The organism is Kitasatospora sp. NPDC004272, from assembly GCF_053603035.1.
In genome coordinates, this window is sequence record NZ_JBSGET010000016.1 from 24,611 (window position 1) to 49,581 (window position 24,971).

Sequence of the window (24,971 nt, forward strand, 5' to 3'; positions counted from 1 at the left end):
CCTCCCCCGTTTCAGCGCGGCTCCTCCGGCTGGCCCGGCAGCACGATCACCGCCTGCGTCCCCGGCCCGCCGTCCGGCGCCGGGCCCAGCGAGACCTGCCCGCCGGTGTCCTGCACGGTCTGCGCCACGATCGACAGCCCCAGGCCCGAGCCGGGCAGCTGCCGCGAGGACGGCGAGCGCCAGAACCGGTCGAAGACGTACGGCAGTTCCTCCGCCGGGATGCCGGGCCCGTGGTCCCGGACCGTCAGCCGGCCGCCCTGCAGCCGCACGTCGATCGTCCCGGCGGGCGGCGAGTACTTCACCGCGTTGTCCAGCAGGTTGATCACCGCCCGCTCCAGCGCCGCCGGATCCCCGTGCACGTACCAGGGCCGCACGTCGGTGTCGAAGACCAGCGACGGCCCGCGCAGCCGGCCCCGCTCCAGCGCCCGCCCCACCGTCTCGTGGAACGGCACCACCGCCCGCACCGCCTCCGGGGCCGGAGTGTCCGGCCGGGACAGCTGCAGCAGGTCCCCGATCAGCAGCGTCAGCTCCTGCATCTGCGCCTTCATGTTCCCCAGCATCCGGGCCCGGGTCTCCGGCGGCAGCGCCCGCCCCTGCGCGTCCGAGCGGATCAGCAGGTCGACGTTGGTGCGCAGCGAGGTGAGCGGGGTGCGCAGCTCGTGCCCGGCGTCGGCGATCAGCCGGGTCTGCCGCTCCCGCGAGTTGGCGAGCGCGGTCGACATCGAGTTGAACGAGGTGGACAGCCGGGCGATCTCGTCCTTCCCGTTGACCGGGATGGTGGTGCCGACCTCCTCGGTCCGCGCGATGTGCTCGACCATGTCGGTGAGTTGGTCCACGGGCTTGAGCGCGGACCGGGCGACGATCCGCCCGGCGACACCGGCCACGGCGACACCGACCAGGGCGACGCCGATCAGGACGAGGGCCAGCTGCTGCAGCGACTTCTCGACGTTCTCCGTGGGTGAGGCGACCAGCATGGTGAAGGTCGCGGTGACGGCCTTCCCGTTGCTCGGGTCGGACACGGTGCCGGTCCAGGTGGTCTGCCGGACCATCGCGGGTGTGCCGTCGGTGCTGTAGCTGCCCTCGCGGTAGTCGCTCTTGTGCGCGGGGACGTCCTGCGGCACCGTCAGGTCGGAGGACGCGACGTCGAACGGCTTGCTGTTGAAGGCGAGCGGCGCGCACACGGTGCCGTCCGAGGTGACCAGTTGGGTGTTCCACTGCTGTTGGCCGAAGGGGCCGCCCCGGAAGTCCTGCTGTCCGTTGCCGCCGTTCTGGGTGTCCAGCGTCGCCAACAGGCGAGCGGCCTCGGCGACGGCCGCCTCCGGGGTGCTCGCGCAGGCCACCGCCGGGAAGGGGCCGCTGCGGCCGATGCTCATGAGGTTCATCGGAGCCCGGGACAGGTCGGACCGCACCTGCCCGTACAGCTTCCCCTTCACCACGAAGAAGCACGCCAGCGCCGCGAGCGCGATGGTGACCGCCACCGCGGCGGCCGTGAGCATGGCCAGCCTGCTCCGCAGCGACCTGCTGCGGAACCACCCCGTGAGCCGGCCGATCCGCTTCACGCCGCGGCGCCGGTCGCGGCGCGCAGGGCGTAGCCGACGCCGCGGACGGTCTGGATGATGCGGGGCATGCCGTGCTGCTCGGTCTTGCGGCGCAGGTACATGACGTAGACGTCGAGGGAGTTGGAGGAGGGCTCGAAGTCGAAGCCCCAGACGGCCTTGAGGATCTGCTCGCGGGTGAGGACCTGGCGCGGGTGGGAGAGGAACATCTCCAGCAGCATGAACTCGGTGCGGGTGAGTTCGATGGGCGTGCCGTCGCGGGTGACCTCGCGGGTGGCGGTGTTCATCCGCAGGTCGGCGAAGGCCAGCACCTCGCCGCCGTCCTCGTCGGCTGCGGAGCGGGCGGCGGCCTCGGTGGCCAGCGCGTTGCGGCGGAGCAGGGCGCGGACCCGGGCGAGGAGTTCGTCGAGCTCGAAGGGCTTGGCGAGGTAGTCGTCGGCGCCGACGTCGAGGCCGGTGACGCGGTCGCCGACGGCGTCGCGGGCGGTGAGCATCAGCACGGGCACGGTGTCGCCGCGGGAGCGCATCCGGCGGACGGCGGTGAGGCCGTCCATCCGGGGCATCATGATGTCCAGCAGCACCAGGTCGGGGTGGTCGCGCTCGACGGCGGCCAGGGCCTCGTAGCCGTCGGTGGCGGTGGTGACCTGGTAGCCCTCGAAGGCGAGGCTTGATTCCAGCGCGTCGCGCAGCGCGGGCTCGTCGTCGACCACGAGGACGCGGGCACCGCCCGCGGCCTCGGTGGGAGTGCGGTCGTCGGCGGGGGGAGTCATCGGCGCGGGCCCTTTCTGAGTCCGGTGCGTTCCTGGCCATTGTCCGCCGGGTGCGGCGGAACGGGCGGTTGTCAGAGCGTCTTGCCGGCCTGCATCTGGGACAGGACCTGCTTGACGCTGTTGATCGGGATGGCGAAGCCGAGGCCGACGCTGCCGGCGTCGGAGCTGCCGGTGGAGCTGGAGCCGGAGGCGGAGTACATCGCGGAGTTGAGGCCGATCACCTGCCCGGCGGAGTTGATCAGCGGGCCGCCGGAGTTGCCGGGATTCAGCGCGGCGTCGGTCTGCAGCGCCCGGTAGGTGGCGGTGTCGGACGAGGACGAGCCCGAGGAGCCGGAGCCCGAGGAGCCGCGCTGGCCGGGCAGGTTCGGGAAGCCGAAGCCGCCGTTGTTGCTGGTGGTGCTCTCGTCGACCTGGACGGAGACCTGCCGGTCCTTGGCGGAGACGATGCCGGAGGTGACGGTGCCGGTGAGGCCCTCGGGGTTGCCGATGGCGACCACCGAGTCGCCGACGGCCGTGCTGTCGGAGTCGCCGAGGACGGCGGTGGTGAGGCCGCTGACGCCGGAGGCGGTGATGACGGCGGTGTCCAGGGACTTGTCGGTGCCGGTGACGCTCGCGGAGGCGGTGGAGCCGTCCTGGAAGGCGACGGTCAGCTGGCCGCCACCGCCGACCGCGCCGGAGACCACGTGGTAGTTGGTGAGGATCTGGCCGTCGGCGGTGAGCACCACGCCGGTGCCGGTGGCGGTGCCGCTGGTGGTCTTGACGGTGATCTGCACGACGGCGGGGGAGACCGCGGCGGCGATCGCCGAGACGTTCGCGCTGCCGTCGGCGTTGGCCGAGACGGGCCGCACCAGGGTGCTGCTCGCGCTGGTGGAGCCGGTGCGGTCGCCGGCGAGCGCACCGCCGGTGACGCCGCCGACCAGGGCGGCGATCGCGGCGACGGCGCTGACCAGGGCGAGTCGGCCGCGCAGCAGGCCGCGGCGGGCGCGGTGCCCGGCGGGCGGCTGCTGGTCGGCCCCGGCGGCGGCCCCGGGCTCGGCGGCGAGCGCGAAGGTCGCGGGCAGCGGCGCCGGGTCGGGTCCGGCGGCAGGCGGCAGCGCCGGGTAGGCGGCCTCCCGGTAGGTGTCGGCCGGGTGCGGGGCGCTCGGGTGCGGCGGGTACGCGGGGGCGGCGGGCGGCTGCGGCGGGAGCCAGCCCGCGCCGCCGTCCTGGGGGTGGGGCTCGTGGGTGCTGCGGTGCTGGTCGCTCATGACGACCAAGCTCCGCCCGTTTCATGAAGAGCGGATGAGAGCGTGCTACAGGTTCCCCGAGAAGCGCGTCAGCTTCTCATAAAGCCTGGTCAGGCAGGTGATCGGGGCGGAGCGAGGACCCGCAGGTCAGGGCCGTCAGCCGCAGCCGCAGGAGCGCCGGACGACCAGCCGGGACGGGAACTTGCGGACCCGCTCGGTGTCGCTGCCGGGCACCATCAGCGAGTCGTCGAGGACCAGGTCGACGGCGGCCCGGGCCATCGCGTCCCGGTCGGAGGCGACGGTGGTCAGCGGCGGGGAGGCGAAGGCGGCCTCGGGGATGTCGTCGAAGCCGACCACCGCGAGGTCCTCGGGGACGCGCAGGCCGAGTTCCCGGGCGGCCCGGAGCACGCCGATCGCCTGGTCGTCGGTGGAGCAGAAGAGCGCGGGCGGCCGCCGGTCGGAGCCGAGCAGCTCCAGGGCGACCTGGTAGGCGCCGTAGCGGTGGAACGGCGCGTCGACCAGGTGCGGTTCGGTGGGCAGGCCGTGCGCGGCCATCGCGAGCTCCCAGCCGGCCACGTGGTCGATCACCGGGTCGCCGGGGGCGGGGGACTCGACCGGCCCGCCGAAACAGGCCACGTACGGGTGACCGTGCACTTCGAGGAGGTGACGGACGATCAGTTCGGAGCCGCCGATGTCGTCGGTGACCACGGCGACGTCGTCGATCGCCTCGGGACGGCGGTGCAGCAGCACCACCTTGGCGCCCTCCATGGCGGCGAACTCCTCGGCGGCGCGCTGCGAGGGGCCCTGGCTGACCAGGATCAGGCCGGAGACCCGCATGCCGAGGAAGGCGCGGACGTAGTGCACCTCGCGGTCGTCCACGTAGTCGGAGTTGCCGATCAGGACGAGCTTGCCGCGCTCGGAGGCGGCGCGTTCCACGGCGTGCGCCATCTCGGCGAAGAACGGCTGCCGGGCGTCGGGGACGACCATGCCGATCAGGTTGGTGCGCCGGGAGGCCATCGCCTGGGCGACCGAGTTGGGTCGGTACCCGAGCTGCTCGATCGCGGCGAGCACCTTCTCCCGGGTGGCCGGGGCGACCGGCCGGGGACCGTTGTTGATCACATAGCTGACGACCGCCGTCGAGGTGCCAGCCAGTCGGGCTACGTCGTCGCGCGTCACCTTGGCCACGGGGGGAGTCTACGCGGGTGGTTCGGCGCTCCGGGCCGGGGTGACACCTGGTGGGACGGCGGTTTCGGGACCGATCCGGGCAAAGCCGGGCGAGTGTCCCCGCGGGGCCGGGCGAGTGCGCGCGCAGTTGCGGCCCGCCCGGCCCTCCGTCAGTGCTCCCGGGCCGCGCCGGTGCGGCTCTGCTCGGCCCGCTCGGGGGCCTTGTCGGGGCGCTCGGGCACCACGAAGCGGTAGCCGACGTTGCGCACGGTGCCGATCAACTGCTCGTTCTCGACGCCGAGTTTGGCGCGAAGCCGGCGGACGTGGACGTCCACGGTGCGGGTGCCGCCGAAGTAGTCGTAGCCCCACACCTCCTGGAGCAGCTGGGCCCGGGTGAAGACCCGGCCGGGGTGCTGGGCCAGGTACTTGAGCAGCTCGAACTCCTTGAAGGTGAGGTCGAGGACGCGGCCCTTGAGCTTGGCGGAGTAGGTGGCCTCGTCGACCGAGAGGTCGCCGTTGCGGATCTCCATCGGGCTGTCGTCGGCGGCCGCGTTCAGCCGGCCGAGGGCGAGCCGCAGCCGGGCCTCGACCTCGGCCGGTCCGGCGGTGTCGAGCAGCACGTCGTCGACGCCCCAGTCGGCGGTGACGGCGGCCAGGCCGCCCTCGGTGACCACCAGGATCAGCGGGCTGCCGATGCCGGTGGAGCGCAGCAGTTGGCACAGGCTGCGGATCTGCGGCAGGTCGCGCCGGCCGTCGACCAGGATCACGTCGGCGCTCGGGGTGTCGACCAGGGCGGACCCCTCGGCGGGGGCCACCCGGACGCTGTGCAGGAGCAGCCCGAGGGCGGGCAGCACCTCGGCGGAGGGTTGCAGGGCGTTGGTCAGCAGGAGCAGTGAACTCATACCCGGTTAGTCCCCTTTCCGGGTCGTCGCGGTCGCGGTCGCCCGGGGAGGGCGGCCGCGGTACAGGGGTGGGGGGAGCGCCGACGCGCCGACGGGCGCGCCGGGGGCCGGGGCGACGGTGGCTCGCCCGGGGTCCCGCAACCCCCGGCGTCCCGCTGGTGCCTCGTCCATCGGCGTACCCTCCGGTCTGTCCCGCCGGTTGCGCACCTCGTCGTGCGGCCGGCGGCGGGGGCGCTCCGGCGGCCGGGTGCGGGTGGGGCACCTTTTCGCAAGAACGTCCGCATGGCGTCCTGAAAGCACAAAAGGACCCGGGGGCGACTCTGCCCGGATCCCTCACTGGAACGAGAATAGCCGACCGCCTGCGGCCTGGGGAGAGGCGCGAGCGGGGCGCGCGGGGCGGACGGGCGCTCCGGGCGGCGGGCCGGGCGGGGCGGCGGGGGCGGCGCGGCCCGGGGTGCTTGCCCCGGGGCGGGGGGTGCGGGCGATGATGGGGGCCGCACCGGCCGCACCGTACGTGTACCCCGATCCACGGGTGGGCCGGCCGGCACCGGGCCGGCCGCCGTACCGGGCGAGGAGCGTCGAGAGGGTTTGCCGTGACCGCGACCACCGAAGTCCGCAGTTCCGCCGGATCACCCGCGCGGGTGAGCGGGACGGTCCGCTACTGGGCCGCCGCCAAGTCCGCGGCGGGCCGGGCCGAGGAGCCGTTCGAGGCCGCCACGCTGGCCGGGGTGCTGGAGGCGGTGCGCGCCGCGCACGCCGGGCGGCCGGAGCTGCTGCGGCTGCTGGCGGTGTGTTCGTTCCTGCTGGACGGCGAGCAGACGGGCGGCCGGGAGCCCGCCGGGGTGCCGCTGTCCGAGGGCTGGACGGTGGAGGTGCTGCCGCCGTTCGCCGGAGGCTGATCAACGGTTTCCCGACTGCCGTTCCGGAACTGGGGCACGCGTGCGATCGTCCCTATGTCCGCACCCCGGAGCCCGTTCGTCTCCGAACGGGCTCCGGTTCGAACGTCTCAGGGGGAGTGCGATGCACGGCTCGGTCAAGCTGTTGATCGGTCTGGGAGTGGTGGGCGGCCTGCTGGTCGGCGCCGACCGGATCGCCGTCGGGGTCGCGGAGGACCAGGCGGCGGACGCGGCCGTCTCCTCCGGGTGGATGACCAGCCGGCCGGACATCGAGATCGACGACTTCCCGTTCCTGACCAGCGCGCTGTCCGGGGAGCTGGACAAGGTCAGGATGAGCTCGGACGGCATGACGGTGACCGACGGGAAGCAGACCGTGACGGTGCACTCCTTCAAGGCGAACATGTCCGACGTGAAGTTCACCGACTCCTACAAGGGCGTCACGGTGGGGCGCGGCGACGGCCAGGGCGTGATCTCGTACCAGGACCTGTCGAAGTTCGTGGCCGGCGGGCAGGTCTCCCTGCAGTACGCCGGGCCGGGCAAGGTGAAAACCTCGGTGGCCGGCTTCGCGGTCGAGGGCAACCTGCGCAGCGAGGGCAGCGAGGTGGTCGTGGACGGCTTCGAACTCGACGGCGTGGCGGCCAAGTTGAACGGCGTGGCCGGAGACCTGCTGAAGCCCCGGCGGTTCGCGCTGACCGGCCTGCCGACCGGCCTCTCGCTCTCCGAGGCCGTCCCGGAGCCGGACGGGGTGCGGCTGCACTTCACCCTCGCCCCCGGCACCACGCTCGGCCACTAGGCCACTAGGCCGTTCGGATCCGGGCGGCCCGACCGTCCGCTGGGCGAGACGCGCTGTCCAGCCGCGCCGCCGGAACGTCCGGAAACGCCCGCTCGCCCGGTCCCCGCACGGGGACCGGGTCGGACGGCGCGGAAGCGAAAACCGGTAAATCCCACCATCCGGATGATCCGGTCTCAGCATTCGACACGATGATGACAGCGCCCCCACCGGTTCCCTAGCATCGTGGTCATGAAGCGACAGGCGGACCTCACGAAGCGGCGGGCGGTAGACCACTGCCGCGTGTCGAGCTGCCTGTGTCGAATGCGCTGACCGGCGGTCGCGCCCCGCAGTCCCGGCACGTCCGCCCTCGTTCCGACGCCGCTTGACCGGTAGCCACGGGCACCGGTGCGTCCGGAGCGACGAGCACGCCCCTTGAACCACCCCGGCCGAAGCCGCGCCCAGCACCGTCCCAGCATGCGGACAAGTGTGCGGACGCGTGCGGTCCGGAGCACTCCCAGCAGCCCTTCCGCCAACCGCCCCCGGATGGAGAACCCGCATGAGCCGCAGTGACGTCCTGGTCGACGCCGACTGGGTCCAGGCCCACCTGGACGACCCGAAGGTCGTCATCGTCGAGGTCGACGAAGACACCGCCGCCTACGACAAGAACCACATCCGCAACGCGGTCCGGATCGACTGGAAGAAGGACCTCCAGGACCCGGTCCGCCGCGACTTCATCGACCAGGCCGGCTTCGAGGCGCTGCTGTCCGCCAAGGGCATCGCCAACGACGACACCGTGGTGCTCTACGGCGGCAACAACAACTGGTTCGCGTCCTACGCCTACTGGTACTTCAAGCTGTACGGCCACGGCGACGTCCGCCTGCTGGACGGCGGCCGCAAGAAGTGGGAGCTCGACTCCCGCGAGCTGGTCGTCGAGCAGCCCGAGCGGGCCGCCACCCAGTACACCGCGCAGCCGGCCGACTCCTCGATCCGCGCCTTCCGCGACGACGTGGTCAACGCGATCGGCACCCTGAACCTGGTCGACGTCCGCTCGCCCGACGAGTTCTCCGGCAAGTTGCTCGCCCCGGCCCACCTCCCGCAGGAGCAGTCGCAGCGTCCGGGCCACGTCCCGTCCGCCAAGAACGTCCCGTGGGCGAAGAACGCCAACGACGACGGCACCTTCAAGAGCGACGACGAGCTCAAGGCCCTCTACGAGGCCGAGGGCGTCGACCTGGCGACCGACACCATCGCGTACTGCCGGATCGGCGAGCGCTCCGCGCTCACCTGGTTCGTGCTGCACGAGCTGCTCGGCCAGGAGAACGTCAAGAACTACGACGGTTCGTGGACCGAGTACGGCAGCCTGGTCGGCGTGCCGATCGAGCTCGGCAACTGAGCTCCGGCTCGCGCGACAGCAAGGAAGAGGGAGACAGATCATGTGCGGTGCGAAGGCCGGCGGTCCGGACCTGGCAGGAGTTGACGTGGCCAACGAGACGATCATCCAGGGTTCGGTGACCCGCAACGACGAGCCGGTCAACGGCTACGTGCGGCTCCTCGACGAGAACGGCGAGTTCACGGCCGAGGTCCCGACCTCGGCGACCGGGCAGTTCCGGTTCTTCGCCCGCCCGGGCAAGTGGACGCTGCGGGCCCTGGTGCCCGGCGCCACCGTGGACCGCCAGGTGGTCGCCACCCAGGGCGAGTTCACCGAGGTCGCGATCGCGGTCTGAGGACCGCGCGACGGCGTGACAGCGTGACGAGGGGCCCGGCCGTCTTCTGACGGCCGGGCCCCTCGGCCTACCCTGGAGGGGTGCAGGCACACCGACGGCACGTGCGCTACTTCGTGATGATGGGCGTCTGCCTGGCGCTGTTCGTCCTGGCCTGGGGCGTGGTGCGCTTCTGGTCGGTCGGCGCCGCCATCGGCATGTGCGTGGTCGCGATGGTGATCCCGCCGGTGGCCGCCGTCCTGGCGAACAAGCGCGACCGGGACGACGACTGGTGGAACGACCCGCGCTGGGACGACCCGCACTGGGAGCGGCGCGGCCACGACCGGGACGCGCCGGACCGCGAGCCGCCGGACGACGGCCCCCGGCGTCAGTAGACGAGCGCCTTGGCGCCGTCCGCCATCACCTCGGACAGGAACACCTGCGCCCCGGCGATCCGCACGCCCTCGATCACGTCGGCCTGCGCGATGTCCCGGCGGGCCGCGCACTGGGTGCACAGCGTGACGCTCCCGCCCGCCAGGACCGCCTCCAGCAGGTCCGGCAGCGGCGCGGAGTGCGGCAGCTCGAACTCGGCGGCCTTCCCCGGCAGGGCGAACCAGGCGGACTCCCCGGTCAGCCAGAGCGAGACCGGCACGCCGCTGGCGACGGCGACCGAGGCGACCGTGAAGGCCTGCGAGCAGCGTTCCGGCGCGTCCGCACCGGCGGTGACCTTGATGACCAGCTTCTTCGACATGCCCCAGAGACTACGGGCGCGGGGGCCGCCGGATAGACTCGCGCCGTACCACAGCCCGTCGACCCGCCCCTGGAGCGCACCGTGTCCGGTCTTGAGATCTTCTTCGACAGCCTGCTGGCTCTGATGGCCGTGCTGATCACCTGGTTCGCCATCTTCTCCGTCATGAAGCTCTACCAGGGCCAGCGCTGACGACTGCCGTACGGTTGACCCGGTAACCGTCCGACGACACCAGCCAGGACCATGATCGAGATTCCTTCCGACCTCCACCGCGACGTCGTCCCGCTCGCCTTCCTCCTCGGCACCTGGGAGGGCGCGGGCGTCCACGACTTCCCGGGTTCCGAGAAGTGCAACTTCGGCCAGGAGCTCGTCTTCCGGCACGACGGCCGCCCCTTCCTGGAGTTCCGCTCCCGCACCTGGGTGCTGGACGAGCAGGGGGAGAAGGTCCGCCCGCTGGAGACCGAGCACTCCTTCTGGCGGGTCACCAGCAACCAGCACGGCACCAGCGGCGAGCGCGAGATCGAGGTCTCCTCGGTCCGCGACGACGGCACCGTGGAGATCTGGTACGGCAAGCTGCACGACGGCAAGCCGCAGATCGACCTGGCCACCGACGCGGTCGCCCGGATCGAGGGCGCGGCCCCTTACAGCGGCGGCAAGCGGCTGTACGGCCTGGTCAAGGACGAGCTGCTGTGGGTCGGCGAGAAGGCCGCCCCCGAGGTGCCGCTGCGGCCGTACATGTCGGCGCAGCTGAAGAAGGTGCTCAACCCGGCGCAGCTGATCCACGACATCAACGACCTGCCGGACGACGGGATCGCGTTCTTCCGCTGACCCGATCGCACGCGCACGGGTAGGGGCCGGCCGGTCGGCCGGTCCCTACACTTGTCGCACGACCTCTCACCGGGCAGGGACACACGTGGCGAACAGCGAGACCACCGACTGGAAGGCCGACCTGCGCGAGCGCGGCTACCGGCTCACCCCGCAGCGCCAGCTGGTGCTGGAGGCCGTCGACGTCCTCGACCACGCGACCCCGGACGAGATCCTGGTCCAGGTCCGCAGGACCGCCAGCGGCGTCAACATCTCCACCGTCTACCGGACGCTGGAGCTGCTGGAGGAGCTCGGCCTGGTCTCGCACGCGCACCTCGGCCACGGCGCCCCCACCTACCACCTGGCGGGCCGGCACACCCACCTGCACCTGGTCTGCCGGGACTGCGACAAGGTCACCGAGACCGACACCGAGATCGCCGCCCCGCTGATCGACAGCCTGCGCGCCGAGCACGGCTTCGACACCGACCTCAAGCACTTCGCCATCTTCGGCCGCTGCGCCGACTGCACGGCCAAACTGGAGAACGGGCAGTCGTAAGCTGGCGGGTATGAAGAGCCCGCTGCTTGCCCTGCCCGGCGCCGTCCCGGCCGAAGGTCCCGACGAGGGGGTCGCCGCCCACTACGGCGACCTGTTCCGCGAGCAGCGCGCGCTGGCCGCCGGCCGCGGCTTCGTCGACCTGTCGCACCGCGGCGTGATCACCGTGACCGGCCCGGACCGGCTGAGCTGGCTGCACCTGCTGCTCACCCAGCACGTCAGCGAACTGCCGCCGCAGCAGGCCACCGAGGCGCTGGTGCTGTCCCCGAACGGGCACGTGGAGCACGCGCTCTACCTGGTCGACGACGGGGAGACCACCTGGATCCACGTCGAGCCGGGCGGCGTCCCCGCGCTGCTGAAGTACCTGGAGTCGATGAAGTTCTGGAACCGGGTCGAGGTCGCCGACGCCACCGAGCAGTACGCCGTGGTGTTCCTGCCCGCCGGCTCCACCGCCCCGGTCGACCGGGCCGCCGCGGTGCGCGAACTCCCCTGGGGCCGCGACCTGTTCCTGCCGCGCGCCGAACTCGCCGCGGCCGCCGAGGAGTTCGGCCCGGCGGCGGGCGTCTGGGCGTACGAGGCGCTGCGGGTCGAGGGGCACCGGCCGCGGCTCGGCTTCGAGACCGACCACCGCACCATCCCGCACGAGGTGGACTGGCTGGGCAGCGCCGTGCACCTGCAGAAGGGCTGCTACCGCGGCCAGGAGACGGTCGCCCGGGTGCACAACCTGGGCCGCCCGCCGCGCCGCCTGGTCTTCCTGCACCTGGACGGCACCGAGGAGAAGCTGCCCGCGCACGGCACCGAGGTCCGGGTCGAGGGCCAGGAGCGCCCGGTCGGCTTCGTCACCTCCTCGGCCCGGCACCACGAGCTGGGCCCGATCGCGCTGGCCCTGGTCAAGCGCAACACCCCGGTGGACGCGGTGCTGCTGGCCGACGGCGTCCCCGGCACCCAGGATCCGATCGTCTGATCGTCCTCACTCGGGGCGTAGGACCTACACCTCCAGCAGCACGGTGAACGGCCCGTCGTTCACCAGCGAGACCCGCATGTCGGCGCCGAACCGCCCGGTCTCCACCTTCGCGCCCAGCGCCCGCAGTTCGGCCACCACCGCGTCCACCAGCGGCTCGGCGACCGGGCCGGGCGCGGCGGCGTTCCAGGTGGGGCGGCGGCCCTTGCGGGCGTCGCCGTAGAGGGTGAACTGGCTGATCACCAGCAGCGGGGCGCCGAGCTCCGAGCAGGAGAGCTCGGGGCTGCCCGGGAACAGCCGCAGCGTCCAGAGCTTGCGGGCCAGCTGGGCGGCCTGCGCCGGGGTGTCCTCGTGGGTGGCGCCGACCAGGACGCACAGGCCCGGCCCCTCGATCGCGCCGACCGTCTCGCCGTCCACCGTCACGGCCGCCCCGGCGACCCGCTGCACCACTGCTCGCATGCCGCCCATTGTGCCGGGACGGGTCCACCGGGGGCGCACGGCACCCGGTTGCGCGCCGGGGTCGCACGTGGTGCGCCCCGATTCGTGCAGGTGAACCCGTGGCGCGGATTCTTCGTACTAGCCAGGGGTGTTCGCCAGGGGGCCGTTCGGGTACTCGGGCGTGCGGCGCCGGGGCCCGGGGTGGCACGCTGTCCGACGGCCCGGGGCCACCCGGGCCCCGCGGGGGCGTCCGCCGTCCCGGCGAACCGCGTCACCCGCACGAGTGGCACCGCCCGCCGGGGGGAACCCTGGGAGGCGGGCGGCCCGTGCTACCGGCGGGCACTGGTACTACGGCAGGTGGTCGGATTGATGGACGTGAGCGCGGTCGACGGGCTGGCCGGCCTGGCCCTGGAGGAACTGCGGGTGCTCCGCAGGGACGCCCTGGAGCAGGAGGCCGACCTGTCCTACCTGCGCCGCCTGCTGCACGGCCGGATGGACATCCTGCGGGCCGAGCTCCAGCGCCGGGAGATCATCCCGCAGCAGGCCGCCGGCGAGGCCCCCTGCGCCCTGCTGGACCGGCTCCCGGCCATCCTGGCCGACGCCCCGTCCGCGACCCGCCGCCCGGCCCGGCACGTCACCCTCGGCCCGCCGCGCGGCGAGCGCTACCGGCTGGAGGCCGACGCCCTGATGGGCGACGTCCAGCTGGCCGACCTGGCCGCGCACCCCACCGCCGACCTGCTGGCCGCCGTCGAGCGGCTGGACGAGCACCAGCGCGAGGTCTCCGGCCGCCGCCAGGCGCTCCAGCGCACCGCGGACGACTGCGGGGCGGAGATCACCCGCAGGTACCGTGAAGGGGAGGCCCGGGTCGACGACCTGCTCAGCGAGCGCTGAGCGGGGCGGACGCGGCCGGGCCCACCCCACCCTCGCCCGCACCGCCCCTGGAGACCCACCCGTGTCGCAGTCCGCCCTGCCCGCCCTCGCCGAGGTCATACGCTCCGGCTTCACCGAGGGCCGCCACCGCGGTTCGCTGGTCCTGCTCGACGCCGACGGCGCCGTCGAGTTCTCGCTCGGCACCCCCGAACTTCCGGTCTACCCGCGCTCCACCGCCAAGCCCTTCCAGGCCGTGGCCACCCTGCGGGCCGGCCTCGACCTGCGCGGCGAACAGCTCGCACTGGCCGCCTCCAGCCACTCCGCCGAGCCCTTCCACCGCGCCGCCGTGCGCAAGCTCCTCGCCGACGCCGGGCTCACCGAGGCCGCCCTGCGGCTGCCCGCCGACCTGCCGCTGGACGCCGTCGAGGCCGAGGAACTGCTGCGCTCCGGCGGGGAGCGGGCCCCGATCCTGATGGACTGCTCCGGCAAGCACGCCGCCTGGCTGGCCGCCTCCGCCGCCAACGGCTGGGACCTGGAGACCTACCTCGACCCGGCCCACCCGATCCAGCGGCTGGCCCGCACCGCCCTGGAGGAGGCCGCCGGCGAGCGCGCCGCCCACCTGGGCACCGACGGCTGCGGCGCCCCGCTGCTGGCCGTCTCGCTCACCGGCCTGGCCCGCGGCTACCGGGCCCTGCTGCTCGCCGACCCGGGCACCGAGCAGCGCCGGGTCGCCGACGCGATGCGCGCCCACCCCGAGTACGTGGCCGGCACCCGCCGGGCCGACACCTGGCTGATGCGGGCGGTGCCCGGCGCGCTGTCCAAGATGGGCGCCGAGGCCGTCCAGGTGGTGGCGCTGCCCGACGGCCGGGCCCTCGCCTTCAAGGTCGAGGACGGCGCGGAGCGGGCCCGCGGCCCGGTGCTGGCCGCCGCGCTGCGCCGGCTGGGCGTCCAGGACCCGGTGCTGGAGCGGATCGCCGCCGCCCCGCTGCACGGCGGCGGCAACGTGGTCGGCGAGGTCCGCGCCGCCTTCTGAGCCCGGACCACCGTCGGCGGACGCCGGGATGCCCGGGGCGGCACTTCGGTGCACGGTGGACGGCGGGGGAGCCACCCGCCGCCGCACAGGGAGAGACGCCATGACCGACCACACCTACCGGGTCACCGAGATCGTCGGAACCTCGCACGAAGGGGTGGACGCCGCGATCCGCAACGGCATCGCCCGGGCGAACCGGACGCTGCGCAACCTGGACTGGTTCGAGGTGGTGCAGGTCCGCGGCCACATCGAGGACGGCGCGATCGAGCACTACCAGGTCGGCCTCAAGGTCGGCTTCCGGCTCGACGACAACGACGGCGCCGACGCCTGACGACCGGCCGGGGCAGCCCGGCGACGCGCGAGGGGCGGGAGTCCGGACCGGACTCCCGCCCCTCGCACGGGTGCTGCGGGGTGCCCCTGGGGGCGGTACGGCTCAGTGGCCGCCCTGCTCCTGCAGGCGCTTGATCGAAGCCTCGATCTCGGCCTCGGCCTCGGCCCGGCCGACCCAGTCGGCACCCTGGACCGACTTGCCCGGCTCCAGGTCCTTGTAGACCTCGAAGAAGTGCTGGATCTCCAGGCGGTCGAACTCCGACACGTCCTGCAGGTCCTGCAGGTGCGACCAGCGCGGGTCGGTCGCCGGGACGCAGAGCAGCTTGTCGTCGCCGCCGGCCTCGTCCGTCATGTGGAACATGCCGATGGCGCGGCACTTGATCAGGCAGCCGGGGAAGGTCGGCTCCTCCAGGATGACCAGTGCGTCCAGCGGGTCGCCGTCGTCCGCGAGGGTGCCCTCGACGTAGCCGTAGTCGGCCGGGTAACGGGTCGAGGTGAAGAGCATGCGGTCCAGACGGAGCCGGCCCGTTTCATGGTCGACCTCGTACTTGTTGCGCGAGCCCTTCGGGATCTCGATCAGGACGTCGAACTCCAACGGTTCCTCCAAGGGTTGGGACTGACAGAATCCAAGTGTCTCCTACGGCGGGGTGTGCTCAGGAAAGGGGCCGGTCGGTGAGATCAGGGACAGGGGCGGGACGGGGTCGCAGGGCGGCGCTGGCGGCCGCGCTGGGAGTGGTGCTGGCGACCGGCACGACGCTCGCGGACCCGGCCGCGGCCCAGCCCTCGCCGGACCCGGCGCACAGCCGGCACGCCGACGACGGCCGACACCAGGGCCCGGATCAGGACCAGGATCAGGACCAGGACCGGGACCGGGACCGCCGGGACGGTGGCGGCGACGACGGCGGGAACGGCGGGAAGGCCGGCGGCCGCGGCGACGGCGGGCAGCAGCGCCGGGACGACCGGCACCGGTCGGTGCCGGTCAGGGGCCCGGTGCTGGCCGCCGGGGACGCCGCCGACAGCAAGGCGCCGACCGGCGGCGGGCTGCGCACCGCGCTCGGCGACACCGTTCAGGACCGGGCGCTGGGCGCGCTGAACTTCGCCGTCGCCGACGCCGCCACCGGCGAGTTCCTGTTCGGCTCCCAGGAGAACGTCCCGGCCACGCCCGCCTCCACCACCAAGCTCGCCACCGCCGTCGCCGCCCTCGCCCTGCTGCCCGCCGAGCACCGGATCGCCACCACCGTCGTCCGGGGCGCCGCCCCCGGCGAGATCACCCTGGTCGGCGGCGGCGACCCCACCCTGACCGCGCTGCCCGCCGACCAGGTCCGGATCGGCGGCGCCCCCGTCGACCGGGACAGCGCCCCCGCCTCGATGGCCGAACTGGCCCGCCGCACCGCCGCCGCGCTGAAGGCCGCCGGCGGCACCGAGGTGAAGCTCTCCTACGACACCTCGCTGTACAGCGGCCCGCTGCTGCACCACGACCACGACGCGATGAACATCGCCGCGGTCACCCCGCTGATGGTCGACGAGGGCCGGATCGACCCGCGCTCGCCCGACGAGGCCCCGGCCCGGGTGTTCGACCCCGCCGGGCAGGCCGCCGACTCCTTCGCGGCCCTCCTGGCGGCCGAGGGGATCACCGTCCGGGGCAAGCCCGCCCAGGCCACCGCGGCCGCCGGCGCCACCGAACTGGCCCGGGTCGAGTCGCCGACGATCGGACGGCTGGTGGAGCGGATGCTGACCACCTCCGACAACACGCTGGCCGAGGCGGTCGCCCGGCAGGCCGCGATCGCCGCGAAGCAGCCCGCCAGCTTCGAGGGCGCGGCGAAGGCCGTGACCGGTGAACTGGCCGCGCTCGGCGTGCCGTTGGACGGCGTGCTGCTCACCGACGGCAGCGGCCTGGCCAAGGCCAACCTGATCCCGCCGGTCACCCTGGTGAAGCTCCTCGCCGCGGCCGCCGCCCCGGCCCACCCCGAGCTGCGCCCGGTGATCACCGGTCTTCCGGTCGCGGGCTTCTCCGGCACCCTGGTGAACCGTTTCAGCGCCAAGTCCGGGGCGGGCGAGGCCGCGGGCATCGTCCGCGCCAAGACCGGCACCCTCCAGGGCGTCAACACCCTGGCCGGCACCGTGGTGGACGCCGACGGCCGGGTCCTGGCCTTCGCCCTGATGACCCGCACCGACGCCGACCCGGCCACCGCCCGCGCCGCCGTCGACCGCATCGTCGCCAGGATCGCCGCCTGCGGCTGCTGAAGTCCTGCGGCGGCTCGGGGAAGGACGGGGGTGCCCTGCGGGCGGCTCGGTGCTGCCCGAGGGGATGCCCCTGCGGGTGGCGCGGGGGCGGGCGGGGGACGTCCTGCGGCTGCTGAAGTCCGTCGGGGGCCGGTCGGGTGCCCGTTCTCCGTCCGTCCGGCTTCTCCCGCTCGTCCCGCTCGCGTGCCGGCCGCAGGCCCGCGCTCCGCCCGTCCGGCGGCTCCCGCCGTTCGCGGGTCCCTCCCCCGGGAGGGGGCGAGCACGTACGGTGAGGGCATGACGAGCGCGAGCGGCGGTGCGGAGATGGTCGACTGGGATCTCGCGGTGGCGACCGCGACGCGGCTCGCCCGGCCGGGGCCGCGGATCGGCCGGGAGGAGGCCCGGGCCGCCGTCGCCGAGCTGCGGCGGCACGCGGCGCAGGCCGAGCGGCACGTGCGCGAGTACACCGGGATGGGGTCGACCGCGGTGGCGGGGACGCCGGTGCTGGTGGTGGACCGGCCGGGCTGGGTGCGGGCGAACGTGGCGGGCTTCCGGACGGTGGTGCGCCCGTTGACGGAGAAGCTGGCGGCCCGCCGGCAGGGCGGCGGCCGGGGCGCGGCGGCGGCCGGTTCGGCGGGGGCGAAGGCGACCGGGGTGGAGGTCGGCGTGGTGCTGGCCTTCCTGTCGGCGAAGGTGCTGGGCCAGTACGAGACCTTCGCCCCGGCGGAGCTGCCGAGCGCCCCGGACAGTCCGGAGGGCCTGTTCGACCAGCCCCGGCGCGGGCTGGCGGTGCCGCCCGGGCGGCTGCTGCTGGTGGCGCCGAACATCGTCCAGGTGGAGCGCGAACTCGACGTCGACCCGCACGACTTCCGGCTCTGGGTGTGCCTGCACGAGGAGACCCACCGGACCCAGTTCACCGCGGTGCCGTGGCTGCGCGACCACATCCAGTCCGAGGTGCAGGACTTCCTGGCGCAGACCGACGTCGACCCGGCGGCCTTCCTGGAGCGGCTGCGCGAGGCGCTGGGCGGCCTGCCGCTGCCGGGCCTGGGCGGCCGCCGGGCGGGCGGGGAGGGCCGGGAGGGTGCGGCCAGCGTGACGGACCTGGTGCAGACGCCCGCGCAGCGGGAGATCCTGGCCCGGTTGACGGCGGTGATGTCGCTGCTGGAGGGCCACGCGGACGTGGTGATGGACGGGGTGGGGCCCGCGGTGGTGCCCTCGGTGGCGGAGATCCGGGAGAAGTTCCAGCGCCGCCGCGACCGGGGCAGCGGCCGGCTCGACCTGGCGCTGCGCCGGCTGCTCGGGATGGACGCCAAGCTGCGGCAGTACCAGGACGGCGCGGTGTTCGTCCGGGGCGTGGTGGAGCGGGTCGGGATGGAGGGCTTCAACCGGGTGTGGACCTCGCCGAACACGCTGCCGACCAAGGAGGAGGTCCACGACCCGGCGTCCTGGGTGTCCCGGGTGATCGGTTGAGCGCGTTTCCCGGGCCGTTCCCGGACCGCTCCGGGTCCGGTCGCGACCGGTCCGTCAACCTGGCGAGTCGTACACCTGGCGGCAGCCGTAACGTTTCTCCATTCACCCGTACGTGGGACGGTGGATCCGCCGTTGGCGCGGGTGGCGTGGGCGGTGGCCGGATTCTGCGACCATCTGTGAGCGCCTGGTGACCGAGAGCTGACAGGCGGCCGACGTACCCCCCTCCGCCAAGGAGTGCCAACCATGGGCCCACACCCCGCTGTCGCGGCGATACGCCTCGCCGTCCGCCGTACCCTCGCCGAGCTCGCCGCCGAGGCGGGCGTCGTCCCCGGCGGCCAGGTCCGCCCGCGCACGCCCGCGCCGGTGCCGGTGCCCGTGCTGGCCGGCACCGCGACGGTGCCCGGCACGCTGATCGGCAACGCCCGCCGGCACCCCTCCGGCCTGCCCCGCACGCCCGCCGCGCCCGGCTCCCCGCTGGTGCTGGTGGCGGTCTCCGGCGGCGCCGACTCGATGGCGCTGGCCACCGCCACCGCCTTCGAGGCACCCAAGCTCGGCCTGCGGGTCGGCGCGGTGACCGTCGACCACGGCCTGCAGGACGGTTCGGGCGAGCGGGCCGAGCAGGTCGCCGTCCGGCTGCGCGAGCTCGGCCTCGACCCGGTGGAGGCGGTCGCCGTCCGGGTGGGCCGCGGGGGCGGTCCGGAGAACGCCGCCCGGGACGCCCGCTACGCCGCCCTCGACCTGGCCGCCGAGCGGCACGGCGCGCTGGCGGTGCTGCTCGGGCACACCCGCGACGACCAGGCGGAGACGGTGCTGCTGGGCCTGGCCCGCGGCTCCGGGGCCCGCTCGCTGGCCGGGATGCCCGCCCAGAAGGGCCGCTACCGCCGTCCGCTGCTGGAGCTGGACCGGGCCGCCACCCGGCAGGCGTGCAGCGCGCAGTCCATCCCGGTCTGGGACGACCCGCACAACACCGACCCGGCCTACACCCGCTCCCGGGTCCGGCACGAGGTGCTGCCGGTGCTGGAGAAGCACCTGGGCGGCGGCGTGGTCGAGGCGCTGGCCCGCACCGCCCGCCTGTTCCGCGACGACGCCGACGCCCTCGACCAGTGGGCCGCCCTGGCCGAGCGCGACCTGCGCACCCCCGACGGCGCCCTGGACGTCGGCAAGCTCGCCGAACTGCCCCCCGCGGTGCGCCGCCGGGTGCTGCGCCGGGCGGCGCTGCGCGCGGGCTGCCCGGCCGGTGACCTGTTCGCCCGGCACCTGGAGACCGTGGACCTGCTGGTCACCGGCTGGCGCGGCCAGGGCCCGCTGCACCTACCCGGGGGCGTCGAAGCCGTGCGGCGGTGTGGCACGCTGGTGTTTCGGCGACAGGGCGACTGAGCACGAACCAGTCGGACCGGCGCCGCCGAACCCAGACCCCGAACGTTTGAGGACGTATCCCCGGTGGACCAGAACGACATGGGCGCAGACCTCGCGAAGGTGCTCATCAGCAAGGACGAGATCGACGCCAAGCTGGTGGAGCTGGCCGCGCGGATCGACCAGGACTACGCGGGGAAGGACCTCCTGCTGGTCGGCGTCCTCAAGGGCGCCGTCATGGTGATGGCGGACCTGGCCCGGGCCCTGCACAGCCAGGTGACCATGGACTGGATGGCGGTCTCCTCGTACGGGATGGGCACCAAGTCCTCCGGCGTGGTCCGGATCCTCAAGGACCTGGACACCGACATCGCGGGCAAGGACGTGCTGATCGTCGAGGACATCATCGACTCCGGCCTGACGCTGTCCTGGCTGCTGGGCAACCTGGGCTCGCGCGGCCCGGCCTCGCTGAAGGTGTGCACCCTGCTGCGCAAGCCGGACGCCGCCAAGGTGGAGATCGACGTCGAGTACGTCGGCTTCGACATCCCGAACGAGTTCGTGGTCGGCTACGGCCTGGACTACGCGGAGAAGCTGCGCAACCTGCCGTTCATCGGCACGCTCGCGCCGCACGTGTACGGCGGCTGAACCGTTCGGGCGACGGGCGGGAACAGGGCACCGTTCCCGCCCGTTGAGCGGGGGTAGGAAAATAGGCCGCACCGTGGTGCGATCCCGCCGGGACCGGGGGTCGCTGCGGTACGGTCCAATCAAACGCTCGTCTTACGAGCACATATCGGATGCGCCGAGGCCCCACAGCCGAGCAGCGCCCGTTGAACTGGCAGGAGGGACGGGGCGGTGACGCCCCGCATGGATGGACGTCAAGCGATACTTCCGTGCGCCGATCATGTGGGTCGTGCTGGCCGCCCTCGCCGTGTTCGCGTTGATGGAGCTCGTCTCGGATTCGAGCGGCTACAAGACTGCGGACACCGGGCAGGTCGTCAGTGCCATCGACAACAACCAGGTGAAGTCGGCGCAGCTCACCACCGGTGACTCGAACCTCATCAAGATCCAGCTGCAGGACGGCCAGAAGCTGAAGGCGGGCTCGAACAACAAGTCGCCGTCCGGCACCCGCTTCCAGGCGTCCTACACCGGCGACCAGCAGGCCGCCGACCTGGCCAAGAAGCTCCAGGACAAGTACGCCGACGGCCAGATCGCCGACGGCTACACGGTCAGCCCCGAGAAGCAGTCGACCTTCGTCAGCCTGCTCTTCTCGATGCTGCCGATCGTGATCATCGTGCTGGTCTTCCTGTTCCTGATGAACCAGATGCAGGGCGGCGGCTCCCGGGTCATGCAGTTCGGCAAGTCCAAGGCCAAGCTGCTCACCAAGGACACCCCCAAGACGACCTTCGCGGACGTCGCGGGCGCCGACGAGGCGGTCGAGGAGCTCCACGAGATCAAGGAGTTCCTGCAGGAACCGGCCAAGTTCCAGGCGGTCGGCGCCAAGATCCCCAAGGGCGTGCTGCTGTACGGCCCGCCCGGCACCGGCAAGACCCTGCTGGCCCGCGCCGTCGCGGGCGAGGCGGGGGTGCCGTTCTACTCGATCTCCGGCTCCGACTTCGTCGAGATGTTCGTGGGCGTCGGCGCCAGCCGCGTCCGCGACCTGTTCGAGCAGGCCAAGGCGAACGCCCCGGCGATCATCTTCGTCGACGAGATCGACGCCGTCGGCCGGCACCGCGGCGCGGGCCTCGGCGGCGGCCACGACGAGCGCGAGCAGACCCTCAACCAGCTGCTGGTCGAGATGGACGGCTTCGACGTCAAGGGCGGCGTCATCCTGATCGCCGCCACCAACCGCCCCGACATCCTGGACCCGGCGCTGCTTCGCCCCGGCCGCTTCGACCGGCAGATCGCCGTCGACCGCCCGGACCTCCAGGGCCGGCTGGACATCCTCAAGGTGCACCAGAAGGGCAAGCCGATCGCGCCGGACGTCGACCTGTCGGCCGTCGCCAAGCGCACCCCCGGCTTCACCGGCGCCGACCTGTCGAACGTGCTGAACGAGGCGGCGCTGCTCACCGCGCGCTCCGAGAAGAAGCTGATCGACAACCAGACGCTGGACGAGGCGATCGACCGCGTCGTGGCCGGTCCGCAGAAGCGCTCGCGGATCATGTCCGACAAGGAGAAGAAGATCACCGCGTACCACGAGGGCGGCCACGCCCTGGTCGCGGCGGCCTGCAACTACTCCGACCCGGTGCACAAGATCACCATCCTGTCCCGGGGCCGCGCCCTGGGCTACACGATGGTGCTGCCGGACGAGGACAAGTACTCGACCACCCGCAACGAGATGCTCGACCAGCTGTCGTACATGCTGGGCGGCCGGGCGGCGGAGGAGCTGGTCTTCCACGACCCGACCACCGGCGCCTCGAACGACATCGAGAAGGCCACCGCCACCGCGCGGGCCATGGTCACCCAGTACGGCATGAGCGAGCGCCTGGGCGCGATCAAGTTCGGCTCCTCCGACTCCGAGCCGTTCCTCGGCCGCGAGATGGGCCACCAGCGCGACTACTCGGAAGAGGTCGCCGGGCTGGTGGACGAGGAGGTCAAGAAGCTGATCGAGACCGCGCACAACGACGCCTGGGAGATCCTGGTCGAGAACCGGGACGTGCTCGACAACCTGGTCCTCGAACTGCTGGAGAAGGAGACGCTGAACAAGGAGCAGATCGCCGAGATCTTCACTCCGGTGATCAAGCGTCCCCCGCGTCCGGCGTGGACCGGGTCGGCCCGCCGCACCCCGTCCACCCGGCCGCCGGTGCAGTCGCCGAAGGAGCTGGCGCTGACCAACGGCGCCGCGGCCGCCCCGGTCGACCCGGTGGACGTCGTGAAGCTCCCGCCGGTCGACGGCGGCCAGGTCGAGAGCTGACCCGATCGAATACCCGTTCGGAATGGATGCCGCGTTTCCGGGGTTTGTACCCTGGAGGCGCGGCATTCGTGCTGCACCGACCTTCTTTGCCGAGATTTTCCCGACTGACGAGCAGCGAGGCACGCATGATCGATCCGGTGACGCTCGACGGTGAGTCCCCCGTCCGCGAGTTCGACCAGAAGCGGGCCGAGAACGCCGTCCGCGAACTGCTGCTCGCCGTCGGTGAGGACCCGGACCGCGAGGGCCTGCTGGAGACCCCGGCCCGGGTCGCCCGCGCCTACCGGGAGATATTCGCGGGCCTGTGGCAGCAGCCGGAGGACGTGCTGACCACCACCTTCGACCTCGGCCACGACGAGATGGTGCTGGTCAAGGACATCGAGGTGTTCTCCACCTGCGAGCACCACCTGGTGCCGTTCCGCGGCGTCGCGCACGTCGGGTACATCCCGTCCGCGAGCGGCAAGATCACCGGCCTGTCCAAGCTGGCCCGGCTGGTCGACGTGTACGCCCGCCGCCCGCAGGTGCAGGAGCGCCTGACCAGCCAGGTCGCGGACGCGCTGATGCGGATCCTGGAGCCGCGCGGCGCCATCGTGGTGATCGAGTGCGAGCACATGTGCATGTCGATGCGCGGCATCCGCAAGCCCGGCGCCAAGACCCTCACCTCCGCCGTCCGCGGCCAGCTGCGCGACCCGGCGACCCGGAACGAGGCGATGAGCCTCATCATCGGCCGCTGAGCCGCCTCCGGCCGGGGCGCCTCCCCGCGCCGGCGCCGGTGGCTGACGCACCGTCCGCTGACGACCCGTCGGCGGACGCCGGGGCGCCACTCCTCGCCGGGGGTGGCGCCCCGGTCCGCGTTCAGGACCTCGGCTCGCGGTCCGGCGGGGGGTCGAGGTGGTCGCTGAGCCACTCCAGGGTGGCGGGCAGTTCGCGCCGCCAGGTCTCGAAGGAGTGGCCGCCGTCGGGCAGGAAGATCGAGTCCACCTGGAACCCGGGGTGGGCGGCCGCTACCTGCTGGGCCTCGGCCAGGAACTTCTGGGTGGCCGGGAAGTCGTCCTCGGCCCGGGTGGAGACCAGCAGCAGGTCGGCCCGCGGCGCGGGCAGGTTCTTCAGCCGCCAGTCCAGGTCGAACTGCCGGGCGGCGTCCTGGTCGCCGCGGAACAGGTCGCCGTCCGTCCAGTGGTCGTTCGGCACCGTGTAGTCGGCGTGCATCCCGGCCGCGTTCCGGTACGTGTCGGGGTGCCGCATCGCCAGCCGCAGCGCGCAGGAGCCGCCGGTGGAGTAGCCGAACACGCCCCAGGAGCCCGCCGAACGGCTGACCCGGTACGCGGAGCGCAGCGCCGCCGGGACGTCCTCGGCGAACCAGGTCTCCGCCTGCGGCCCGCCGGGGACGTTCACGCACTCGGTGTTGCGCGGCGGGGCGACGGTCGGGCGGGCCATCACGATCACGGTCGGCGCCATCCGCCCGTCGTGCTGCAGCCCGGCGGCGGTCTGCGGCAGCCGCAGCCCCTCGACCAGGTGCAGCGAGGACCCGGGGTAGCCGGCCAGGGCGAGCAGCACCGGAAAGCGCTCGCGGGCGTAGCGCGGGTTGAAGTACTCGGGCGGCAGGTAGACGAAGACCTGGTCGGACAGGCCGGAGGCGGTGCCGGTGACCCGCACCGAGTCGACCCGGCCGACCTCCTCCGCAGTGCCCTCGGGCAGCACGTCCTTGACGGTCTCCAGCCCGCCCTCGTCGGTGGGCCGCACCAGCTCGTCCCCCTCCGGGGCGGCGGCGGGGCCCTTCGCGGCGGTCAGCACGAGCGGGGTGCCGCCGGGGCGCAGCAGGTCGTTCCAGGAGCTGTAGAAGCCGTACGCGTTGTTCACCGACAGCAGCAGCACGGCCAGCACCGACACCTGGGTGACGGCCAGCAGCCCGAGCCGGCCGAGCACCGGCAGCAGCCGCTGCCGGGACAGCCGCGGCCACAGCCACAGGGTGGCGAGCAGGGTGGCGGCGGCCACCGAGCTCAGCGCGTACACCAGTGTCCGGCTGGTCAGCTCCATGGCTCCCGGTCCTTCCTCGACTTCCGCCACGCCATCGTCATCTGACGATCCGTCGGCAGCGAGTGGAGGTAGTCTGACCGGGCGTCGGAAGCACGTACGAACGGCGTGCCCCGTCCGGGGGAACCGTCGCGGTGGAACGCGGCGTCCATCGGGGGGAGACGCGCCGAACCGCCTGCCGGGCGGAGCCGGGTGCGGGCGCGGCGACACACCGCCGCGTCCCCCGAACCGACGAGCGCAACCGTTCGACCCGGGCCCGGGCCGGGCGG

26 protein-coding genes are annotated in these 24,971 nt (G+C 73.3%); 17 read left to right on the forward strand and 9 right to left on the reverse strand.

Annotated elements, in window-relative coordinates:
* Positions 1 to 11: 11 nt before the first annotated feature.
* The 5 genes from ACWEO5_RS07735 to ACWEO5_RS07755 all read right to left on the reverse strand — a co-directional run bounded on the left by ACWEO5_RS07735 (position 12) and on the right by ACWEO5_RS07755 (position 5,618).
* A complete protein-coding gene (locus ACWEO5_RS07735; RefSeq protein ID WP_452161109.1) occupies positions 12 to 1,496 on the reverse strand; it encodes a sensor histidine kinase in 1,485 nt (494 codons plus the stop codon).
* Between the two features lie 59 nt (positions 1,497 to 1,555).
* Entirely contained in the window at positions 1,556 to 2,326 is a 771-nt protein-coding gene (locus ACWEO5_RS07740; RefSeq protein WP_452161111.1) for a response regulator transcription factor, read from the reverse strand.
* A 71-nt stretch (positions 2,327 to 2,397) separates the two neighbouring features.
* Positions 2,398 to 3,573: a S1C family serine protease gene (locus tag ACWEO5_RS07745; RefSeq protein WP_452161113.1), complete on the reverse strand. Its 1,176-nt coding sequence runs from the start codon at positions 3,571 to 3,573 to the stop codon at positions 2,398 to 2,400.
* 135 nt (positions 3,574 to 3,708) lie between these two features.
* The gene (locus ACWEO5_RS07750; protein ID WP_344558472.1) at positions 3,709 to 4,737 is read right to left on the reverse strand and encodes a LacI family DNA-binding transcriptional regulator; all 1,029 of its coding nucleotides are present in this window, start codon (positions 4,735 to 4,737) and stop codon (positions 3,709 to 3,711) included.
* Between the two features lie 149 nt (positions 4,738 to 4,886).
* The gene (locus ACWEO5_RS07755) at positions 4,887 to 5,618 is read right to left on the reverse strand and encodes a response regulator transcription factor (protein ID WP_452161116.1); all 732 of its coding nucleotides are present in this window, start codon (positions 5,616 to 5,618) and stop codon (positions 4,887 to 4,889) included.
* A gap of 641 nt (positions 5,619 to 6,259) precedes the next feature.
* On the opposite strand from ACWEO5_RS07755, the gene ACWEO5_RS07760 reads away from it, so the two are divergent.
* The 5 genes from ACWEO5_RS07760 (at position 6,260) to ACWEO5_RS07780 (ending at position 9,378) form a co-directional block, all read left to right on the forward strand.
* Positions 6,260 to 6,517, forward strand: coding sequence for a MoaD/ThiS family protein (locus ACWEO5_RS07760; RefSeq protein WP_452161118.1), 258 nt, complete (start codon positions 6,260 to 6,262; stop codon positions 6,515 to 6,517).
* A 121-nt stretch (positions 6,518 to 6,638) separates the two neighbouring features.
* Positions 6,639 to 7,307, forward strand: a complete 669-nt coding sequence (locus ACWEO5_RS07765) for an LmeA family phospholipid-binding protein (protein WP_344558477.1) — start codon at positions 6,639 to 6,641, stop codon at positions 7,305 to 7,307.
* A 535-nt stretch (positions 7,308 to 7,842) separates the two neighbouring features.
* Positions 7,843 to 8,676 (forward strand): sulfurtransferase, encoded by an 834-nt coding sequence (locus tag ACWEO5_RS07770; protein WP_344554933.1) that lies wholly within the window; start codon positions 7,843 to 7,845, stop codon positions 8,674 to 8,676.
* Between the two features lie 40 nt (positions 8,677 to 8,716).
* Positions 8,717 to 9,007: a DUF1416 domain-containing protein gene (locus ACWEO5_RS07775; protein ID WP_014137449.1), complete on the forward strand. Its 291-nt coding sequence runs from the start codon at positions 8,717 to 8,719 to the stop codon at positions 9,005 to 9,007.
* An 80-nt stretch (positions 9,008 to 9,087) separates the two neighbouring features.
* A complete protein-coding gene (locus tag ACWEO5_RS07780) occupies positions 9,088 to 9,378 on the forward strand; it encodes a DUF3099 domain-containing protein (RefSeq protein WP_344554935.1) in 291 nt (96 codons plus the stop codon).
* On the opposite strand, the gene ACWEO5_RS07785 is transcribed toward ACWEO5_RS07780, so the two are convergent.
* A complete protein-coding gene (locus tag ACWEO5_RS07785; protein WP_452161121.1) occupies positions 9,372 to 9,734 on the reverse strand; it encodes a DsrE family protein in 363 nt (120 codons plus the stop codon). The two genes, ACWEO5_RS07780 and ACWEO5_RS07785, sit on opposite strands and share 7 nt — an antisense overlap.
* A gap of 240 nt (positions 9,735 to 9,974) precedes the next feature.
* On the opposite strand from ACWEO5_RS07785, the gene ACWEO5_RS07790 reads away from it, so the two are divergent.
* From ACWEO5_RS07790 to ygfZ, 3 genes are all read left to right on the forward strand, one after another.
* Positions 9,975 to 10,559 carry an FABP family protein gene (locus ACWEO5_RS07790; protein ID WP_452161123.1) on the forward strand — a complete coding sequence of 195 codons (585 nt, stop codon included), beginning with the start codon at positions 9,975 to 9,977 and terminating at the stop codon, positions 10,557 to 10,559.
* An 85-nt stretch (positions 10,560 to 10,644) separates the two neighbouring features.
* Positions 10,645 to 11,091, forward strand: coding sequence for a Fur family transcriptional regulator (locus ACWEO5_RS07795; protein ID WP_452161125.1), 447 nt, complete (start codon positions 10,645 to 10,647; stop codon positions 11,089 to 11,091).
* A gap of 10 nt (positions 11,092 to 11,101) precedes the next feature.
* The gene (ygfZ, locus tag ACWEO5_RS07800; RefSeq protein ID WP_452161127.1) at positions 11,102 to 12,052 is read left to right on the forward strand and encodes a CAF17-like 4Fe-4S cluster assembly/insertion protein YgfZ; all 951 of its coding nucleotides are present in this window, start codon (positions 11,102 to 11,104) and stop codon (positions 12,050 to 12,052) included.
* A gap of 24 nt (positions 12,053 to 12,076) precedes the next feature.
* Here ygfZ and dtd read toward each other — a convergent pair whose 3' ends face one another.
* Complete coding sequence (gene dtd, locus ACWEO5_RS07805; protein WP_344554944.1) at positions 12,077 to 12,508, reverse strand: D-aminoacyl-tRNA deacylase; 432 nt, start codon at positions 12,506 to 12,508, stop codon at positions 12,077 to 12,079.
* 348 nt (positions 12,509 to 12,856) lie between these two features.
* Here dtd and ACWEO5_RS07810 point away from each other — a divergent pair, with 348 nt between their 5' ends.
* From ACWEO5_RS07810 to ACWEO5_RS07820, 3 genes are all read left to right on the forward strand, one after another.
* Positions 12,857 to 13,378 (forward strand): RsiG family protein, encoded by a 522-nt coding sequence (locus ACWEO5_RS07810; protein WP_344554945.1) that lies wholly within the window; start codon positions 12,857 to 12,859, stop codon positions 13,376 to 13,378.
* 61 nt (positions 13,379 to 13,439) lie between these two features.
* A complete protein-coding gene (locus tag ACWEO5_RS07815) occupies positions 13,440 to 14,390 on the forward strand; it encodes an asparaginase (RefSeq protein ID WP_452161130.1) in 951 nt (316 codons plus the stop codon).
* Positions 14,391 to 14,490: 100 nt separating this feature from the next.
* Positions 14,491 to 14,718, forward strand: a complete 228-nt coding sequence (locus tag ACWEO5_RS07820) for a dodecin (RefSeq protein ID WP_344554949.1) — start codon at positions 14,491 to 14,493, stop codon at positions 14,716 to 14,718.
* A 102-nt stretch (positions 14,719 to 14,820) separates the two neighbouring features.
* On the opposite strand, the gene ACWEO5_RS07825 is transcribed toward ACWEO5_RS07820, so the two are convergent.
* Positions 14,821 to 15,312 carry an inorganic diphosphatase gene (locus tag ACWEO5_RS07825; protein ID WP_033217614.1) on the reverse strand — a complete coding sequence of 164 codons (492 nt, stop codon included), beginning with the start codon at positions 15,310 to 15,312 and terminating at the stop codon, positions 14,821 to 14,823.
* 77 nt (positions 15,313 to 15,389) lie between these two features.
* On the opposite strand from ACWEO5_RS07825, the gene dacB reads away from it, so the two are divergent.
* From dacB to folE, 6 genes are all read left to right on the forward strand, one after another.
* Positions 15,390 to 16,961: a D-alanyl-D-alanine carboxypeptidase/D-alanyl-D-alanine endopeptidase gene (gene dacB / locus ACWEO5_RS07830; RefSeq protein ID WP_452161132.1), complete on the forward strand. Its 1,572-nt coding sequence runs from the start codon at positions 15,390 to 15,392 to the stop codon at positions 16,959 to 16,961.
* Between the two features lie 276 nt (positions 16,962 to 17,237).
* Positions 17,238 to 18,410 (forward strand): zinc-dependent metalloprotease, encoded by a 1,173-nt coding sequence (locus tag ACWEO5_RS07835; RefSeq protein WP_452161134.1) that lies wholly within the window; start codon positions 17,238 to 17,240, stop codon positions 18,408 to 18,410.
* Positions 18,411 to 18,653: 243 nt separating this feature from the next.
* Positions 18,654 to 19,787, forward strand: coding sequence for a tRNA lysidine(34) synthetase TilS (gene tilS / locus ACWEO5_RS07840; protein ID WP_452161137.1), 1,134 nt, complete (start codon positions 18,654 to 18,656; stop codon positions 19,785 to 19,787).
* A gap of 78 nt (positions 19,788 to 19,865) precedes the next feature.
* Positions 19,866 to 20,405: a hypoxanthine phosphoribosyltransferase gene (gene hpt / locus ACWEO5_RS07845; RefSeq protein WP_033217699.1), complete on the forward strand. Its 540-nt coding sequence runs from the start codon at positions 19,866 to 19,868 to the stop codon at positions 20,403 to 20,405.
* Between the two features lie 223 nt (positions 20,406 to 20,628).
* Complete coding sequence (gene ftsH / locus ACWEO5_RS07850; protein ID WP_344554959.1) at positions 20,629 to 22,671, forward strand: ATP-dependent zinc metalloprotease FtsH; 2,043 nt, start codon at positions 20,629 to 20,631, stop codon at positions 22,669 to 22,671.
* A gap of 125 nt (positions 22,672 to 22,796) precedes the next feature.
* Entirely contained in the window at positions 22,797 to 23,402 is a 606-nt protein-coding gene (gene folE, locus ACWEO5_RS07855; protein ID WP_452161139.1) for a GTP cyclohydrolase I FolE, read from the forward strand.
* Positions 23,403 to 23,523: 121 nt separating this feature from the next.
* Here the strand turns inward: folE and ACWEO5_RS07860 are convergent, their stop codons facing one another.
* Positions 23,524 to 24,705 (reverse strand): alpha/beta hydrolase, encoded by a 1,182-nt coding sequence (locus ACWEO5_RS07860; RefSeq protein ID WP_452161141.1) that lies wholly within the window; start codon positions 24,703 to 24,705, stop codon positions 23,524 to 23,526.
* Positions 24,706 to 24,971: the final 266 nt, after the last annotated feature.